The 17298-nt window shown below is 28.3% G+C and carries 16 protein-coding genes and 1 tRNA gene; 15 read left to right on the top strand and 2 right to left on the bottom strand.

Annotation, left to right across the window (positions count from 1 at the left end; translation table 11 throughout):
• A partial coding sequence (locus ACRDBA_RS17425) for an SDR family oxidoreductase (protein ID WP_438574202.1) occupies window positions 1-512 on the bottom strand: 512 nt, incomplete at its 3' end.
• A gap of 248 nt (window positions 513-760) precedes the next feature.
• Between ACRDBA_RS17425 and ACRDBA_RS17420 the strand changes: the two genes are divergently transcribed.
• From ACRDBA_RS17420 to ACRDBA_RS17365, 12 genes are all read left to right on the top strand, one after another.
• Window positions 761-1666, top strand: coding sequence for a protein kinase domain-containing protein (locus ACRDBA_RS17420; RefSeq protein WP_438574201.1), 906 nt, complete (start codon window positions 761-763; stop codon window positions 1664-1666).
• Between the two features lie 171 nt (window positions 1667-1837).
• Complete coding sequence (locus ACRDBA_RS17415; RefSeq protein ID WP_438574200.1) at window positions 1838-2836, top strand: LacI family DNA-binding transcriptional regulator; 999 nt, start codon at window positions 1838-1840, stop codon at window positions 2834-2836.
• Between the two features lie 236 nt (window positions 2837-3072).
• Window positions 3073-4455, top strand: a complete 1383-nt coding sequence (locus ACRDBA_RS17410) for a sucrose-specific PTS transporter subunit IIBC (RefSeq protein WP_438574199.1) — start codon at window positions 3073-3075, stop codon at window positions 4453-4455.
• A gap of 93 nt (window positions 4456-4548) precedes the next feature.
• The gene (locus tag ACRDBA_RS17405) at window positions 4549-5520 is read left to right on the top strand and encodes a carbohydrate kinase family protein (RefSeq protein ID WP_438574198.1); all 972 of its coding nucleotides are present in this window, start codon (window positions 4549-4551) and stop codon (window positions 5518-5520) included.
• Window positions 5521-5523: 3 nt separating this feature from the next.
• Window positions 5524-6939 (top strand): glycoside hydrolase family 32 protein, encoded by a 1416-nt coding sequence (locus ACRDBA_RS17400; protein ID WP_438574197.1) that lies wholly within the window; start codon window positions 5524-5526, stop codon window positions 6937-6939.
• A 314-nt stretch (window positions 6940-7253) separates the two neighbouring features.
• The gene (locus ACRDBA_RS17395) at window positions 7254-8408 is read left to right on the top strand and encodes a DNRLRE domain-containing protein (protein ID WP_438574196.1); all 1155 of its coding nucleotides are present in this window, start codon (window positions 7254-7256) and stop codon (window positions 8406-8408) included.
• 131 nt (window positions 8409-8539) lie between these two features.
• Window positions 8540-9469: an exonuclease domain-containing protein gene (locus ACRDBA_RS17390; protein WP_438574195.1), complete on the top strand. Its 930-nt coding sequence runs from the start codon at window positions 8540-8542 to the stop codon at window positions 9467-9469.
• A 100-nt stretch (window positions 9470-9569) separates the two neighbouring features.
• A complete protein-coding gene (locus tag ACRDBA_RS17385) occupies window positions 9570-9848 on the top strand; it encodes a hypothetical protein (RefSeq protein ID WP_438574194.1) in 279 nt (92 codons plus the stop codon).
• A 143-nt stretch (window positions 9849-9991) separates the two neighbouring features.
• Window positions 9992-11014 (top strand): threonine aldolase family protein, encoded by a 1023-nt coding sequence (locus ACRDBA_RS17380; protein WP_438574193.1) that lies wholly within the window; start codon window positions 9992-9994, stop codon window positions 11012-11014.
• 270 nt (window positions 11015-11284) lie between these two features.
• Complete coding sequence (locus ACRDBA_RS17375) at window positions 11285-12136, top strand: DegV family protein (protein ID WP_438574192.1); 852 nt, start codon at window positions 11285-11287, stop codon at window positions 12134-12136.
• Window positions 12137-12157: 21 nt separating this feature from the next.
• Window positions 12158-12673 (top strand): DUF1836 domain-containing protein, encoded by a 516-nt coding sequence (locus tag ACRDBA_RS17370; protein WP_438574191.1) that lies wholly within the window; start codon window positions 12158-12160, stop codon window positions 12671-12673.
• Between the two features lie 131 nt (window positions 12674-12804).
• A complete protein-coding gene (locus ACRDBA_RS17365) occupies window positions 12805-13032 on the top strand; it encodes a hypothetical protein (RefSeq protein WP_438574190.1) in 228 nt (75 codons plus the stop codon).
• A gap of 37 nt (window positions 13033-13069) precedes the next feature.
• Here ACRDBA_RS17365 and ACRDBA_RS17360 read toward each other — a convergent pair.
• Window positions 13070-13158, bottom strand: a tRNA-Leu gene (locus ACRDBA_RS17360).
• A 294-nt stretch (window positions 13159-13452) separates the two neighbouring features.
• Between ACRDBA_RS17360 and ACRDBA_RS17355 the strand changes: the two genes are divergently transcribed.
• The 3 genes from ACRDBA_RS17355 (at window position 13453) to ACRDBA_RS17345 (ending at window position 17263) form a co-directional block, all read left to right on the top strand.
• On the top strand, window positions 13453-14622 hold the full coding sequence (locus ACRDBA_RS17355) for an iron-containing alcohol dehydrogenase (RefSeq protein WP_438574189.1): 1170 nt from the start codon (window positions 13453-13455) through the stop codon (window positions 14620-14622).
• Window positions 14623-14914: 292 nt separating this feature from the next.
• Window positions 14915-16501, top strand: a complete 1587-nt coding sequence (locus tag ACRDBA_RS17350; protein ID WP_438574188.1) for a leucine-rich repeat domain-containing protein — start codon at window positions 14915-14917, stop codon at window positions 16499-16501.
• A gap of 252 nt (window positions 16502-16753) precedes the next feature.
• Window positions 16754-17263, top strand: coding sequence for a GNAT family N-acetyltransferase (locus tag ACRDBA_RS17345; protein WP_438574187.1), 510 nt, complete (start codon window positions 16754-16756; stop codon window positions 17261-17263).
• The last annotated feature ends 35 nt before the right edge of the window (window positions 17264-17298 follow it).

Below are 17298 nucleotides of genomic sequence, written 5' to 3'. Positions count from 1 at the left end.
ACACTATTAACTCTAATATTAGGTGATAGCTCTAAAGCTAAATTTTTTGTTAATTGACAAATAGCAGCTTTTGCAGGTGAATAACCTATACATTTTTGTACTGGTTTTGTACCAAGACTAGAAGAAATAGTTACAATTGATCCATTAGATAAGTATTTTAAACATGCTTTTATTGTATTATATGTCCCCATTACATTAATATTAAATAGCTCTGCAAATCTTTCTTCAGATGTATTATATATGTCTTCAGCAACGCCACAAATACCTGCACTTGTAACAACTCCATTTAATGTAGAAATGTTATTTTCTAGCATAACCTTATGTAAATTTTCTTTTAGATTTTTATGATCGGCTACATCAGATTTAAAATATATAAAATTATTATTTTTATAATTTGCTGTTAAATCAAGACCACAGCCTATAACGGTAAATCCTTTTTCTATTAGTTCTTTTGTTATATCTTCACCAATTCCGCTAGATGCTCCAGATATAAAGTATATTTTTTTATTCATTTTATCAATCCTTTCAAATTTATAAAATCTATTAATGTAAAGTATAGCACTAATAGACAATAAGGGAAAAGATAAAATTCTTGTAAATCAAACACTTATTTCAAGTCATATTAATAGAATATAGTAGTGTCAAAATAAATGGTTTATAAAAAATTATTTATTTTAGATATGCTACAAAAGAATTTACTTTGATGGAAACATTTGAATGTAACACAGGTAAGAGAATGTACTATTGGAGGAGAAAAAAAGTGGGAAATGATAATTATTTAGAAGAAGGAGATTATGTTTATTGTAATAATAGAAGAATTAGATTAATAAAATTTATAGCCTCTGGTGGAGAAGGAAGTGTTTATGAGACAAACACTTCCTATATCTGTAAAATATTTAAGGTATGCAATGCTAATAGATATAAATATGAAAAGATAGAACTTATGTTAAGAACTAGCATAAGCATAGATGGAATATGCTGGCCTAGAAGGATGGTTTATAATTTGCAAGGCGATTTTATTGGGTATTTAATGCCAAAAGCATATGGAAAGCAATTAAAAAAGATTTTTCTAAATAATAATTCTAATATAGAAGATACAAGTAAAATAGATACAATGTTTTATGCAAATTTATGTTTAACAATATTAGAGAAGTTTGAATATCTTCATAGAAAGGGAATTATAATTGGAGATGTAAGTCCTATGAATATATTGGTAGTATCGGATGAGGAAGTTTATTTTGTTGATACTGATAGCTATCAAATAGGAGGGTTTCCTTGTTTAGTTGATTTGCTTTCATATACTGCACCGGAGTTACAAGTAAACAAAAATAAAAGGTATTTAAGAACGTTGGGAAATGAAAATTTTTCAATAGCAATATTATTATTTGTAATATTAATGCATGGAAAATACCCATATTCTAATAAATCAAAGCGTGAACTATCATATAACATGATAAATGGAAATTTTAATTTTCCAATAGAAGATAGAGATGAGGAATATGAAGGAAATCAAATCTTAGATATGTGGTACAAGTTGCCTAGATATTTAAGAGAAGCATTTTATAAGACATTTAAAAAAGGTGAGTACCATAGTACAGAGGATTATAGACTTTCAATAAGTGATTGGTACAAGCTTATTAAGCATTATCAATCAGCTTTAGAATAATTAAAAGTTCAAAGATATTATTTTAATAAACAAAATAGAAGCTATAGTAGTTTAAAAGTATAAAAGGCACTTAAGTGCCTTTTATACTTTTAAAAGATAAGTTAAATATAAAATAGTAACTGTGATATAATAAATATATTAAAATTTTTAGCAGATTTGAAAGGAAAAAATATGTCACTAAATATAATAGATATAGCAAAGCTTTCTGGGGTTTCTAAATCCACAGTTTCAAGATACTTAAATAATGGATATGTAAGTAAGGAGTCAAGTGATAAAATAAAAGCTGTTATTGAAGAAACAGGATTTTTACCACAAAGACAGGCTCAAAGTATGAGAACTAAAAAAACTAATTTAATAGGAGTTATAGTTCCAAAAATAAGTTCTGAAACTGCATCAAGAGTTATTGAGGGAATGACAGAAATTTTTTCGCCTAACGGATATGATGTGCTTATTGCAAATACTAATCTTTCTATAGAAAAGGAATTAGAATATCTAAAAATATTTAAAAATAACGGGGTAGATGGAGTGATATTCATGGCTACTAAAGTAACAGAAACTCATTTAAAGGCTATGGCGGAAGTAAGAGTTCCTATAGTAGTAGTAGCACAGGAAATAAAGGAATACCCATCTGTATATAATGATGATTATAATGCTGCAAAGGACAGTACTATTGAATTAATAAAAAATAGTCACAAAGATATTGGATTTATTGGAATTTATGAAGAAGATATATCTGTAGGACTACATAGAAAACAAGGATATTTAGATGCATTGTTAGAAAATAAAATAGAAATAAATAGAGAAAATATAAAAATAGGAGACTTCTCACAAGAAAGTGGCTATGCATTAGCAAAAGAGTTATTGAATAAAAAAGAAATACCCACAGCTATTTTAGCAGTGACAGATACATTAGCAATAGGGGCTATGGAGTATATATTAGAAAAAGGATATAAAATTCCAGAAGATATAGCTATTATTGGTATGGGTGATTCAAAAATATCAAGAGTTGTAACACCTAAGTTAACAACTATTCATTATCATTATAAGACATCAGGTAGAGAAAGTGCGAAAATAATGATGGAAATGATAAATGATGGTATAATTTCCTCTAAAAATAAAGGGAGAAATGTTAAACTTTCCTATGGACTTATCAAAAGAGACAGTATATAATAATCTTAGAGATAGGATTATTATATTTTTTGTTCTTTATGGGAACGTTCCCTTATGGGATTCATATTATTTAATAAATAATATGTGGACAAGTATTCTTATAGAGTATTAAAAATATAGATTAACAAATGAGAATTATGGGAACGTTCCCTTTAAGAAGAAAATAGAATATTTAGGGAACAATAATATTAAATAATTTACGGATTTTAATAATATCATTTAAGGAGGAGTAAAAAATGGGGTCAAGTAAAAATTACAAGCAATCAGCAAGCGAAATATTATCTCTTATTGGAGGAAATGAAAACGTTGTTAGTGCGGCTCATTGTGCAACTAGATTAAGATTAGTTTTAAAAGAGGAAAGCTTAGCTAAAAAAGAGGAACTTGAAAAATTAGAGTTAGTAAAAGGTGTGTTTTCAACAGGTGGGCAATATCAAGTAATATTAGGTCAAGGAATTGTAAATCATGTTTTTGAAGAGTTTATAAAATTAGCTGGAATTAAAGAAATGAGTACAGCAGATATAAAAACAGAGGCATCTAAGAAATTAAATCCATTCCAAAGATTAGCTAGAACATTATCAGATATATTTGTACCTATAATACCAGCCATAGTTGCTGCAGGATTATTAATGGGGCTTATGGGAGCAGCAACTAAATTTGGTTTAGATCAATATACTAATTCATGGTGGTGGTTAATGCTTGATTGGTTTAGTTCAGCAGCATTTATATTCTTACCAGTATTAGTTGCTATAAGTGCAGCAAAGGTATTTGGAGCAAATCCATATTTAGCAGCTACAATTGGTGGAATAATGATTCACCCATCATTACAAAATGCTTGGTCACAAGGTGAGGGTTTCGAAACTATTAAAGTTCTAGGAATTATAGATATGCCACTTTTAGGTTATCAAGGGACTGTATTGCCTATATTAATAGTTGTATTTGTAATGGCCTATATTGAAAGATATACAAGAAAGTTTGTACCACAAGTTTTAGATATATTATTAACACCATTAATAACAGTATTACTTACAGGATTCTTAGCATTAGCAGTTATAGGGCCAGCAGCTAACTTAATAGGAGCAGGAATTAGTACATTCTTAAGTTTTGCATTATCTAAGTTTGGAGTCTTAGCAGGCTTATTATTTGGAGGAACATATTCTTCTATTGTAATTACAGGAATACATCATAGTTTCCATGCTATTGAGCTTGGATTAATAGCTGATACAGGAGTTAATACATTATTACCAATTTGGTCAATGGCTAATTTTGCACAAGGTGGAGCAGCTTTAGCAGTTTATTTTATGACTAAAAATAGCAAGATAAAGAGTATTTCTTTACCATCAGCAATAAGTGCTTTTGTTGGTATAACAGAAGCTGCAATATTTGGTGTAAACTTAAGATATGTAAGACCTTTCATAGGAGCAGCTATAGGTGGAGCAGCAGCAGGAGCTTATGTCGTATTAACTAAGGTTGCTATGACAGCAGTTGGAGTTACAGGACTTCCAGCTTTAGCAATAACAACATCAAATTCTATGGTTAATTACATCATAGGACTAGCAATTGCATTAGTAGTATCATTTGTAGCAACATGGTTATTAGGAATTAAAGAAGACGAAAAATAGAAATATTTATTATAATGAAAATATTACTTTAAACTTAGCCAGGCTACCAATAGATGTAGTCTGGTTATTACATTATTATTTAGGAGGATTGAAATGAAGAGGGTAATTTCAATAGGAGAAGCTTTAATAGATTTTATACCACATGAAAAGGGTGTAGCATTAATGGAGGTTGAGAACTTTTTAAGGGTTCCAGGCGGAGCACCATTAAATGTAGCAGCAGCTGTTTCGAAGCTTGGAGGTAATTCTCAAATTTTAACGAAGCTTGGAGTAGATGCTTTTGGAGATGCTATATTAGAAGCTATAAAACCTTTAGGTGTAGATATTTCAAAAGTAAAAAGAACTAAAGAAGCAAATACAGCATTAGCTTTTGTATCATTAAAGGAAAATGGAGAAAGAGATTTTTCATTTTATAGAAACCCAAGTTCAGATATGTTACTTTCAAAGGATGAAATAGATGAAGATTCATTTAATGAAGGAGATATACTACATTTTTGTTCTGTAAGTTTAATAGATGCACCTATAAAGGAAGCTCATAAAAGAGCTATAGAATTATCAAAAAATAATAAAGGAATAATTAGCTTTGATCCTAATGTAAGATTACCGTTATGGAAAACTTCGGAAGAGTGTAGAAAAGCTATATTAGAATTTTTACCTTATGGAAATATAGTTAAAATAAGTGATGAAGAATTAGAATTTATTACTGGAATTAAAGATGAAGAAAAGGCCTTAAATTTTTTACTTCAAGGAGATGTAAAGGCAGTTATATATACGAAGGGAACAGAAGGTGCAGAATTTATAACAAGAGATAAAAGAGTATTTGCCCCATCTTTCAAAGTAAAGGCGCAGGACACAACTGGTGCTGGTGATTCATTTATAGGATCATTTTTATATCAAGTAACTAAAGAAAATTATTCTTTAGAAGAATTAATAACATTAGAAGATGAAAAGATAAGGTTGTTATTAGAGTTTTCTAACGCAACAGCAGCTTTAACAGTATGTAAAAAAGGTGCTATAGGAGCATTACCAACAAATGAAGAGGTATTAGATCTACTTAAAGGGAGATAATTTATGAAAAAGAAGTTTAAAGAAGATATAAATAAATACAAGGAAGCATATTTAAATAAGGTTCAAAATGATAAATGGAGAAGTGAATATCATTTAATGGCTCCTATAGGTTGGATAAATGATCCAAATGGATTATGTTATTTTAAAGGTAAGTACCATGTTTATTATCAATACTCACCTTTAAATCCAAGTGGAGGATTAAAGTTCTGGGGACATTATACTTCAGAGGATTTAGTAAATTGGAAGGAAGAAGATATAGCTCTTTATCCAGACCATGATTGTGATAAAGATGGTGTATATTCAGGTTCAGCATTTGTTAAAGAAGATGAAATATATTTCTTTTATACAGGGAATGTTAAACATGAAGGAGAACATGATTATATTCTAAGTGGAAGAGAACAAAATGTTATTTTAGTTACTAGCAAGGATGGAGTTAATTTTTCAGAAAAGTATATTCTTCTTAGAAATAGTAATTTCCCAGGAAATATGTCGTTGCATGTAAGAGATCCAAAAGTTTGGGAAGAAGATGGAACTTACTTTATGGTTTTAGGAGCTAGAGGTAAAGATAATAAAGGATATATTTTAATATATAAGTCAAATGATTTATATAATTGGTCTTTACAATCAGAACCTATTGGTGGAAGCGATGAAATGGGTTATATGTGGGAATGCCCAGATATATTAGATTTTAATGGTGAAAAGGTACTTATTTTTTCACCACAAGGAATAGAAGCTAAAGGATATGATTATAACAATGTATATCAAAGTGGGTATATAGTTGGAGACATTGAAAAGAGGAGTTCCCTTGAGCATTTTGTAGAGTTAGATAGAGGATTTGATTTCTATGCACCACAAACATTTAAAAATCATGATGGTAGAATTATAATGATAGGTTGGATGGGAGTTCCTGATGCTATGGAACATAAAAATCCAACAGTAGAAAACTATTGGCAGCATCAGCTTACTATACCTAGAGAATTATCTTTAATTAATGGAGTAATATATCAAGAGCCAGTAAGAGAACTTCAATTTCTTAGAAAAAGAATGATTGAAAAGATAGGAATAGATATTAAAGAAAAGAAGGTTATAGATTTATTTAATTCTAATAAATATGAATTATTTTTAGAGTGTGGTAGTTGTGAAATTGTTGAGATTAATTTAAGAGAAGATTGTAAAATTAGTTTTAAAAATAAAGTATTTACATTATCTTTAGGTAAATCAGGATATGGAAGAGATGGGAGAAGTATTAAGATTAATGCTTTAAATAATATAAGAATATTTTCAGATAATTCATCTTTAGAAATCTTTATAAATGATGGTATGTATGTACTTAGTACGAGAGTTTATAATGAGGATATAGATAAACTCCTTACTATTGAGGGAGTAGGAAAAATAAATATAGATAAATGGGATTTATAATTAAACTAGAGTTTTTATAATAGAAAATCACCTAATAATTATTAGATTTCTCGTCATTTGATAAGAAATATTAATAAATTATTGGGTGATTTATTATTTGAAATCAAAATGTGTAGAGTATACTTCTATTATTATATAAAAAATATGTTAATCAATATATTTTTACATAACAAACTTTTACAAAAATAGGTTTAGAGGTTTAAAAATAATAAGTTTCATAAAGAAATTGTCTTTACAATAAATATTTTAATCACATTTTATAAGAACATAAATATTATATAGTATACGGTAGTAATTCAGAAGGAGGTAGAATTATGAGCCATAGTCCTATTAATGCAGTTAATGAAACATTTGTTGTAAATTCAAGACCAGACAGTAATTTTAGTGGTTATCCATATCTTTTAGTAGGATCTACTAAAGAATGTAGTGGAATGAATTTATTTGTTTCTTTTATGATGTTTAGATTAAATCCCTTTACAGGATGTAGGGTAAGAAGGGCTACACTAAATCTATATATAGATGAAGAGTTAAAGTCAAGTTGTAGTGGACCTTATTTTATAAGTATTGGATTAATAAGAGGAAGATATAGATCAGACGAAGTAACATGGAGTAACGCACCTGTTATAAGTGAAACAGAAATTAAAATTTATTATAATCCTGGATGTAAAGAAAGATGTATTAAAGGTGATATAACAAGATTAGTTAGATATTGGATAGAAAATCCGGATGAAAATTATGGATTAGCTTTGAAAGCGAGTGATGGGAATATATTAAAAATAAGTAATGGACGTAGTGGATTTAGACCATTTATTGAGTTGGATGCAGATTGTAGTGAACCAGGCCCTCCGGGACCAAGAGGACCAAGGGGACCACAAGGTGAACAAGGATTTCCAGGACCAGTAGGGCCAAGAGGAGCAAGAGGCCCACAAGGTGAACAAGGATTTCCAGGACTTGAAGGGAGAAGAGGAGCAAGAGGTCCACAAGGGGTACCAGGATTTCAAGGTCCTGTAGGACCAAGAGGTCCGGTAGGATTTCCAGGGCCTCCGGGACCAGAAGGATTAAACACAGTTGGAAGCAATGCATCATTTATTAATTCAACAGCAGATACTATAGCTAGAAGAGATGCAATACCATTTACAACTAGTATTATAAATAGAGGAGATATTAGGTTTGCAAATGGAACTGATGCAATATTTTTAAGCCCAAGACAAGTTTACTTTGTAGTATATACTGTTACAGGTGCTGCAGGAGCATCAACAAGTAATCCTATAAGGGCTGATTTAACATTGAATGGGCGACGTGTTATGGGCTCAGAGGCACAAACAGCTCAGGATGGAAATTCATTTACTAAATCAACAATAATATGTACAGGATGTAGGGTAGAGGCATTAAGTTTAGTAAATAGAACAGCTAATTGCTTAACTTTAGTGCCTAATAGAACAACTTTAGAAATAATTAGATTAGCATAGTAAGGATAAGTCATATCTTTTAGATATGACTTATTTTAATATATAGATTAATATTATAGATTGATATAAAGATTAATATGGAATACAATTGAATTTCATTAATAAGGAAAAATACATATGGGGGAATAGAAATGAATTTTATAGCTATAGATTTTGAAACAGCAAATGAAAAAAGAAATAGTCCTTGTTCAATAGGGTTAGTTGTTGTTAAAGATGGAAAAGTCGTAGAAAAGATACATCACCTAATAAAACCAAAGGAAATGAGATTTACACCAATGAATATAGGGATTCATGGAATAACTCCAAGTATGGTGGAAAATGAAAATGAATTTGATAAAGTATGGGAAGAAATAAAGGATTATTTTAATGAATCAGTAGTAGTAGCTCATAATGCTGCTTTTGATATATCTGTATTAAGGAACACTCTAGATTTATATGATATAGAAGCACCTAGCTTTAAATACATATGTACAATGAAGCTTTCTAAGAATTTTTATTTAAATCTTGAAAATGCAAAGTTAAATACAGTAAGTAATTTTTTAGGGTATAAATTTAACCATCATGATGCCTTATCTGATGCATTAGCGTGTAGTAATATATTATTAAATATTTCAGATGAGGTAAAATCTAGAGATATTAATGAAATATCTAAATTAATATCAGTTTCAATTGGGAAGGTTGATAGTAAAGGGTATAAGCCATCATCATCCAAAGGTACTTCAGAAGAAGTTTCAAAGAAAAATAGATTAAATGATAGAAATGAATTTGAATTAGTAATCAAAAATGGCTCTTTTAAAAATGAAGTAGTAGTATTTACAGGTGGATTATCATCAATGACAAGGGATAAGGCAATGAGGATTGTTAGAAACCTTGGTGGAAGTACAGGTGGTTCTGTAACTAAAAAAACCACATGTGTAGTTACAAATATGAAAAATATTAAAAGCTTAAAAAGAGAAGAAATGACAACTAAGCTTAGAAAAGCATGTTTGTATATAGAAAAAGGTCAAGTAATTAATATTATAAATGAAGAAGAGTTTTTAAAAATAATTAAAAGTAGTTAATATGTTTTTAAAATTTAAATAGAAGTAGATGGAACATTTAAATTAGTACTAGCTTTTGATATAATAAGTTACTAAAGGTTAAGTGGGAGAGAAAGTACATATGAAAAATAAACTAAGCTTAGAAGAAGTTAAAATGCAAAATGAACTATTAAAAAACAAAACTGAAAGGTTAAGATTAACAAGAAATATTATTGCAATTTTATCTATATTATTATCAATTATAGCATTTATATTTGGAGTTGGGAAAATAAATAATGGGAATGTTGAATCTAATATTCAAAAGCCTAACACAACCAATATTCAAGAAAATAGTAGTAAGCCTTCTAATAATGTTGTTGGTGAAGACGATATTGAAAATGATGATGATGATTTAGAATAGTTTGATATAAGTAACCCTAAGATTAGTTATAATCTTGGGGTTATTTTTTAGATGTATTTATTTAAATCTCAATAGATTCTTACAAAAATATACTGTATAATATTACTAAAAATTAATATACATAAGTGAAAGGTTGGGGTAAAATGTATAGCTTTAAAAATGATTATAGTGAGGGAGCACATCCTCAAATATTAGAATCTTTAGTTAAAAGCAATTTAAATCAGCAGGATGGATATGGAGAAGATGAATTTTGTTTAAAGGCTAAAGGATTGATAAGGGAAAAAGCAAAAAATGAAAATATAGATGTTCACTTTATATCAGGGGGAACACAAACAAATTTAATTTCTATTGCAGCTTTTTTAAGGCCGTATGAAGGTTGTATATCAGCTAATACAGGTCATATATTTGTTAATGAAACTGGAGCAATTGAGTGTACAGGACATAAGGTTATTACTGTAAATTCTTCGAATGGAAAAATTACAGGAAAAGATGTGGCTTCAGTATTAGAAAAGCATAATAGTGAGCATGTGGTTAAGCCTAAGCTTGTTTATATTTCAAATTCTACGGAAATAGGAACTATTTATAAAAAGAGAGAATTAGAAGAGTTAAGTAAGGTTTGCAGAGAAAATAATCTTATTTTATTTATGGATGGTGCTAGATTAGGCTCAGCATTAAGTTGTAGAGAAAATGATTTAACACTAGAAGATATTTGTAAATTAACAGATGCATTTTATATTGGTGGAACAAAAAATGGAGCTTTATTAGGGGAAGCATTAGTAATAAGTAATGATTCATTAAAAGAAAACTTTAGATACCATTTAAAGCAAAGAGGTGCATTATTAGCTAAAGGAAGAATATTGGGAATTCAGGTTATGGAATTATTTAGAGAAGATTTATTTTTGAAAATAGGAAAACACATGAATTTAATGGCTGATATTTTAAGAGATGGAATTTCTAAAGAAGGATATGAATTTTTAGTAGAATCACCATCTAATCAGGTATTTCCTATATTACAAAATAATATTATTAAAAAACTTCAAGAGGATTTTTCTTTCATAATATGGGAAAAGATTGATGAAAGTAATTCTGCTATAAGATTAGTAACATCTTGGGCGACTAAAAAAGAAGATGTTGAAAAATTTGTATTTAAATTAAAAGAATTATAAAAGAGTTAAGATTTAGTATTTTTTGTACTAAATCTTTTTTTATGAAATATTCAATTTTAAGTTAAGTATTTTATTATTGTAAAACTTGTTTTTTCTCAAGAGAAAAAATAATATAAATGAAAAATAAGAAATTTTTATTTATAAAATGTGAATTATTTTCTTATAAATTGACTATTGCAATTGTGTATGTTAATCTAAATCATATAGTATTAAAAACTAAATTAAATGGAATAAAAAACTAAAAGATAAAATATACCGGAGGGGAATATTATGGTAAAGATTATATCAGATTCATCATCACTGTATTCTATTGCTGAGGGGAAAACAAAAGGTGTAGATATTGCACCATTAACAGTTACTATTAATGAAAAAACATATAAAGAATATGAAGATATTTCTACTGAAGAATTTATAGATATTATAAACGAAGGTCATATACCTCTATCATCACAACCTTCAATTGGAGAAGTTGTAGATTTATATAATAAATATGAAAACGATGAGATAATAAATATCTCTATGGCAGATGGGCTTTCAGGTACATATAATTCAGCGTGTACAGCTAAGATGATGGCAAATAATCCAGAAAATATTGAAGTAGTGAATTCTAAAACACTTTGTGGGCCACAACATTATTTAGTAAACTTAGCTGTTAAAATGGCAGAAATGGACAAGTCTAGAAAAGAAATTCTAGAGGCTATTAATTCATTAATTCCAACTTCTAAATCTTTCTTAATTCCTCATGATTTTGATTATTTAGTTAGAGGTGGAAGATTATCGAACTTAGCTGGACGTATAGGAAGTGTAATAAAATTAGTTCCTGTAATGACAGTAACAGAAGATGGACAAAGAATAGCTAAATTCACAACAAAGCGTACTTTCTCAAAAGCTATTGAAAAAATATCTGAAGCATTAATAAATGATGGTGCAAATGGCGATTATAAAATATATATAGCACACGCTTGTAAAGAAGAATTAGCTATTGCAGCTAAAGAAGTTTTATCAAAAAATATAAGTAATGCTGATATAGAGATATGGAAATTAGGACCAGCCTTTACAACTCAAGGTGGACCAGGTTGTGTGTCAATTCAAGTAATTAAAAAGCATGAGTTATTAAGGTAAATAGAAGGTAAGGATTAAAAGGTGGAAAATAATAAAACGGATAAGGAATTAGACCTTATAAATTTCCATTGTCCTCGATATAATGAGTTGCCAACTATACCATTATACAAAGAGCAAGTTATAACATTTATTGAAGAAGCTTTAAGTATATTATGTTCAAATTCAAGTGAAAAACTATTAACTTCTACTATGGTAAACAATTATGTAAAACAAAGGGTTGTTTCACCGCCAAAGGATAAAAAATACAATCAAACTCATGTAGCATATTTAATAGTAGTTTGTATTTTAAAGCAAGTATTTACATTAACAGAAGTATGTAACCTAATAAAGATACAAATAGATACATGCCCTGTAGATCATGCGTATGATAGGTTTTGTATTGAACTTGAATTGGCTTTAAAATCTACTTTTACTAATACAAGATTAGAAAGAGAGGGAAATATATCTCTAGAGGCTGAATTAGTTAAATCTTCTGCAATGAGTTTTGCAAATAAATTGTATATACAAAAATATCTAGAAGGAAAATCTAATGAATAATTAAAACTTCAGCTATTTAGCTGGAGTTTTTTTATATATTTATTAAAAGTGGAGTATGTATATTTAAGAATCTAAATACTAAAAATATAAGGATTTAGTATTTAAAGTATTTTAAGAAAGGAGAAATATAAATGGATAGAAATGAAAAGATAAGAAAGCTATATGAGGAAATATATATTGAAGATAATAATGTGAATATTTCAATTTATCAAATGGAAGAAGAATTAAAAGATTATTATTCTGTAGCCGGTGTTGATATAAAATCAATTGATGATGTATTTGAAAATAGCGAATTAGATTCAAAATTTGTTATGGAAATGGAAGCTAAAATAGAGGATTCGCTTAAAAAAATAAAATAACAAAACAAAAAAAGGTATCTATTTACTAGATACCTTTTGGTGCCGAAGACCGGAATCGAACCGGTACGATTGGTTAAAATCGCAGGATTTTAAGTCCTGTGCGTCTGCCAGTTCCGCCACTTCGGCGCGGCTACAAGAATTATTATATTATCTAAAATGAATTATGTCAACACTTTTTGTAGAAAAATAAGTTAAATTATCAAAAATATTATTTGATTTACTTATTTTTTTGCTATGATATATTTTTAATATTTAAAAGTAGAAAAGTTATATTGTAATAGAATAAAAGGTATTATATGATTATTTTATATTATTTACAAAAAAAGGTATTTAATAATTGAGAAATAATAAGCATAGATTGATTAAAGATTAAGAATAATTATAGAGATATAAAAAAAGAGATAAATGGGAGGATATAAAATGAATTTTAAGTATTATATGCCAACTAAATTATTGTTTGGAAAGGGACAATTAGATAATTTGCATAAGGAAAACTTACCTGGAGATAAGGCTTTAATTGTTACTTCAGCAGGTAATTCAGTAAAAAAGTATGGCTATTTAGAAAGATTAGAAAGACAGTTAGATTTAGCTGGTGTTCAATATGTACTATTTGATAAGATATTAGCTAATCCAATTAAGCCACATGTAATGGAGGGTGCTCAAGCTATAAAAGATACAGGATGTGACTTTGTAATAGGATTAGGTGGGGGGAGTAGTATTGACTCTGCCAAAAGTATAGCTGTTATGGCAACTAATGAAGGTGATTATTGGGATTATATAAGTGGTGGAACAGGAAAAGGAAAGCCGGTTAAAAATGATCCATTGCCAATAGTTGCAATAACTACTACAGCGGGAACAGGAACAGAAGTAGATCCATGGACTGTAATAACAAAAGAAGCTACTAATGAAAAGATAGGCTTTGGATATGATAAGACATTCCCTGTTTTGGCAGTAGTAGATCCAGATTTAATGGTAACAGTGCCTCCTATGCTTACAGCATATCAAGGATTTGATGCACTTTTTCATAGTACAGAAGGATATATAAATAATACTTCTTATGTTTTAAGTGATATGTATGCATTAAAAAGTATTGAGCTTATAGGAAAGTCATTAGAAACTGCAGTTAAAAATGGAGCAGATGAAGATGCTAGAGCAGATGTAGCACTTGCTAATACATTATCAGGATTAGTTGAATCTACATCAGGATGCACATCAGAGCATTCTATAGAGCATGCATTAAGTGCATTTCATCCTGAAATAGTTCATGGAGCAGGGTTAATTATGATTAGTAGGGCTTATTATACTCATTTAGTTAATGTAGGAGCTTGTGATGAAAAAATGATAGAAATGGCTAAAGCATTAGGAAAGAAGGATGCAAAGATTCCAATGGATTTTGTAACTGAATTAGTTGCATTGCAAGAAGCTTGTGGAGTAGCGAACTTAAGAATGTCTGATTATGGAATAGAAAAAGAAGACCTTGAAAAGTATGTTATAAATGCAAGAGAAACTATGGGGGGATTATTTGAAGTGGATCCAGTTCAAATTTCTAATAAGGATGTATTATGGATATTAGAAAAATCCTATAAATAATTAAAGATAAAATAGAGCACTTAATAATATTATGAAAATTTTTAAGGTTAACATTTAAAAAGTTAAAGTGTTAACTTCAAATTTTTATTAATAATATGTTAGGTGCTTTTTGTGGGAAAATTATAGCAAAATATATTTCATTTTATAGATAAGAACTGTCTCTTTTAATGATATTTAATATGATTTTTTTAATTTATATGTAAATTTAATTATAAATTTATAAGAAGTGAATAATAAACTTCAATATGAATATAATCATTAATACAAATATTAACAAAGGGGTATGAGCGTAATGAGAAAATCAATGGTTACAAAAAAAATATATGTAACTGTAATGGTATCAGCATTATTACTAAATCAAAAAGTATATGTTGCAAATGCAATTACAGAAGAGCATGGGGAAACCGAAAAGCCAATATTAAGTGAAGTAAATGGTGATGGTACTTATGTAGAAAAGGTTGAAGGAGTTCAACAGGATGAAAATGTAAATGATAAAACAGACACAACAGTAAATGAGGGACATAATGAATTAAAGGATCAAGAGTATAATAGTAGTGAGATAGTTCAAATTAAGGATCAAAAACTATTACAAATAATAAATGTTTGCTTAGGAAAGGGAGAAGAAGTAAATACACCTGTAACAATGGATGAATTAAGTAAGATAAAAACTTTAGCTATAATAAATCAAGGGGTAGAAAGTTTAGAGGGATTACAATATGCTGTGAATTTAGACGAGCTAATTATTGAAAATGAAGCGAAGATTGCAAATAAAGAAAATATAGATATTATTAGCTCTATTTCAAGCATAACAAAATTAAGATTAGTTAATTGTGGAATTGATAACAGTATGGACCTTAACCACTTAGCTAATATGAAAAATTTAACTCATTTAAGTTTATTAGATAATAAAATAACTAATATAGATTTTTTAGCAGACTGTAAAACAATACTTGTGTTGCTTTTAGGAGGAAATAATATAGAAGATATAAGTCCGTTAAAGGAATTATCTAATTTGATTCAGTTAGACTTATATAATAATAATATAAGTGATTTAACACCACTTAGTAAATTAACATCATTAACTCTTTTAGATTTGTCAAAAAATAAAATATCAGATATTAATACTTTAGCAAATTTAAAAAAATTAGATTGGTTATTTTTAAATAACAATAGTATAAGTGATATATCACCATTAAAAGATATAAATATAAGTGGTTTATCTGTGCTAAATCAAGAAATAAATCTTAATAAGCAAACAATTACTGAAAATATATTCACTTTAAAAAGTCCTATCAAAGGTAAAGATGGAAAGACAGTTTTAATAAAGGATGTTTTATCTTTAGGAATAAATAAAGAGGATAGTATTACATGGACGGATATAGTTCCAGGGAATAATAAATTTATAATGAGTTTTGAGGAATTTAAAGCAGCGGGAGAAGAAGCATATTTTAGTGGGATTGTATATCAATATGTAGATTATATTAAAGAAAATAGTGCCCCTATAATAACTGCAAGTGATAAAACTATTACTGTAGGAGATAAATTTGACCCTTTGAAGGATGTAAAAGCTCATGATGAGGAAGATGGAGATTTAACAGATAAAATAAAGGTAACAGAAAATACAGTAGATACATCAAAAGAAGGTATTTATAAAGTAATATATGAAGTAGTAGATAAAGAAGGAAAAACTTTTACAAAGGAAGTAAAGGTAACTGTAAACAAAAAAGCAACTGGAACAACAAAGCCAGTAACTAAACCAACGACAACTAAAAAACCAGTAAGTAAGCTACCTAACACAGGTGGAGGGACTGGAACTGGATTAGTGGGAGTAATTATTACTTCACTAGGATTTGTTTTTGCGAGAAAAAATAAAAAATAATTAACTTCAATAAGACTTATACTATGATTTTGTAGTATAAGTTTTTTATTTAAAAATCTAAAATAAATTAAAATATATGGATAATATTATTAAATCAGTAATGTTCAAAGTCTAATGAAGTATTAAAGGAAATTAATTAATGATAGTAAGTTATATGTTTTTTATATTAATGTATAGAGAACATCTAAATTTTTGAACATAAACTAAGTGGAATCATAATATATGGTAGTAGTAATAATTATGGAGATTCTTATGATAGATTATAATGACGTAAATATAATCCAGTTAGATGAAAGCTATGTAAAAAGAGCTATAAAGCTTGTTATGAATACATTTGAAGATGAAGGAGAGTCAATTAAAAGAGAGCTATGGGCAAGTATTAATGATGAAAAGATGATAAAGTATATAAAGAAATATGATAGACATATAAGAACCTTAGAATACTTTATTGCTATAGGTAGAGATAAAAAATTATTAGGAATAATAGGACTATACTCATTAAATGAAAGTTATGAAAATACTTATTGGCTTGGATGGTATTGCGTTAGTAAAAAACATAGAGGTAAGGGAATTGGGAAGTTTCTATTAGATTATGCTATAAATACAGCGAGAGAAAGAGGTAAAAGTTATTTATGTCTTTACACATCAACAGATGAAAATGAAGCTAAGGCACAAGAAATATACGAAAAGAATGGATTTTATATAACTAAGAGAATAAAAAAGTATGATTATGAAATTTTATATAGGGAAAAAGTTTTATAAGGCAGGTTTTAAGTTAATCTGCCTTATTATTTTAA

It is taken from the genome of Clostridium sp., assembly GCF_051654825.1.
Lineage (GTDB): Bacteria > Bacillota > Clostridia > Clostridiales > Clostridiaceae > Clostridium.
This window is presented reverse-complemented; position numbering and strand designations above follow the sequence as displayed.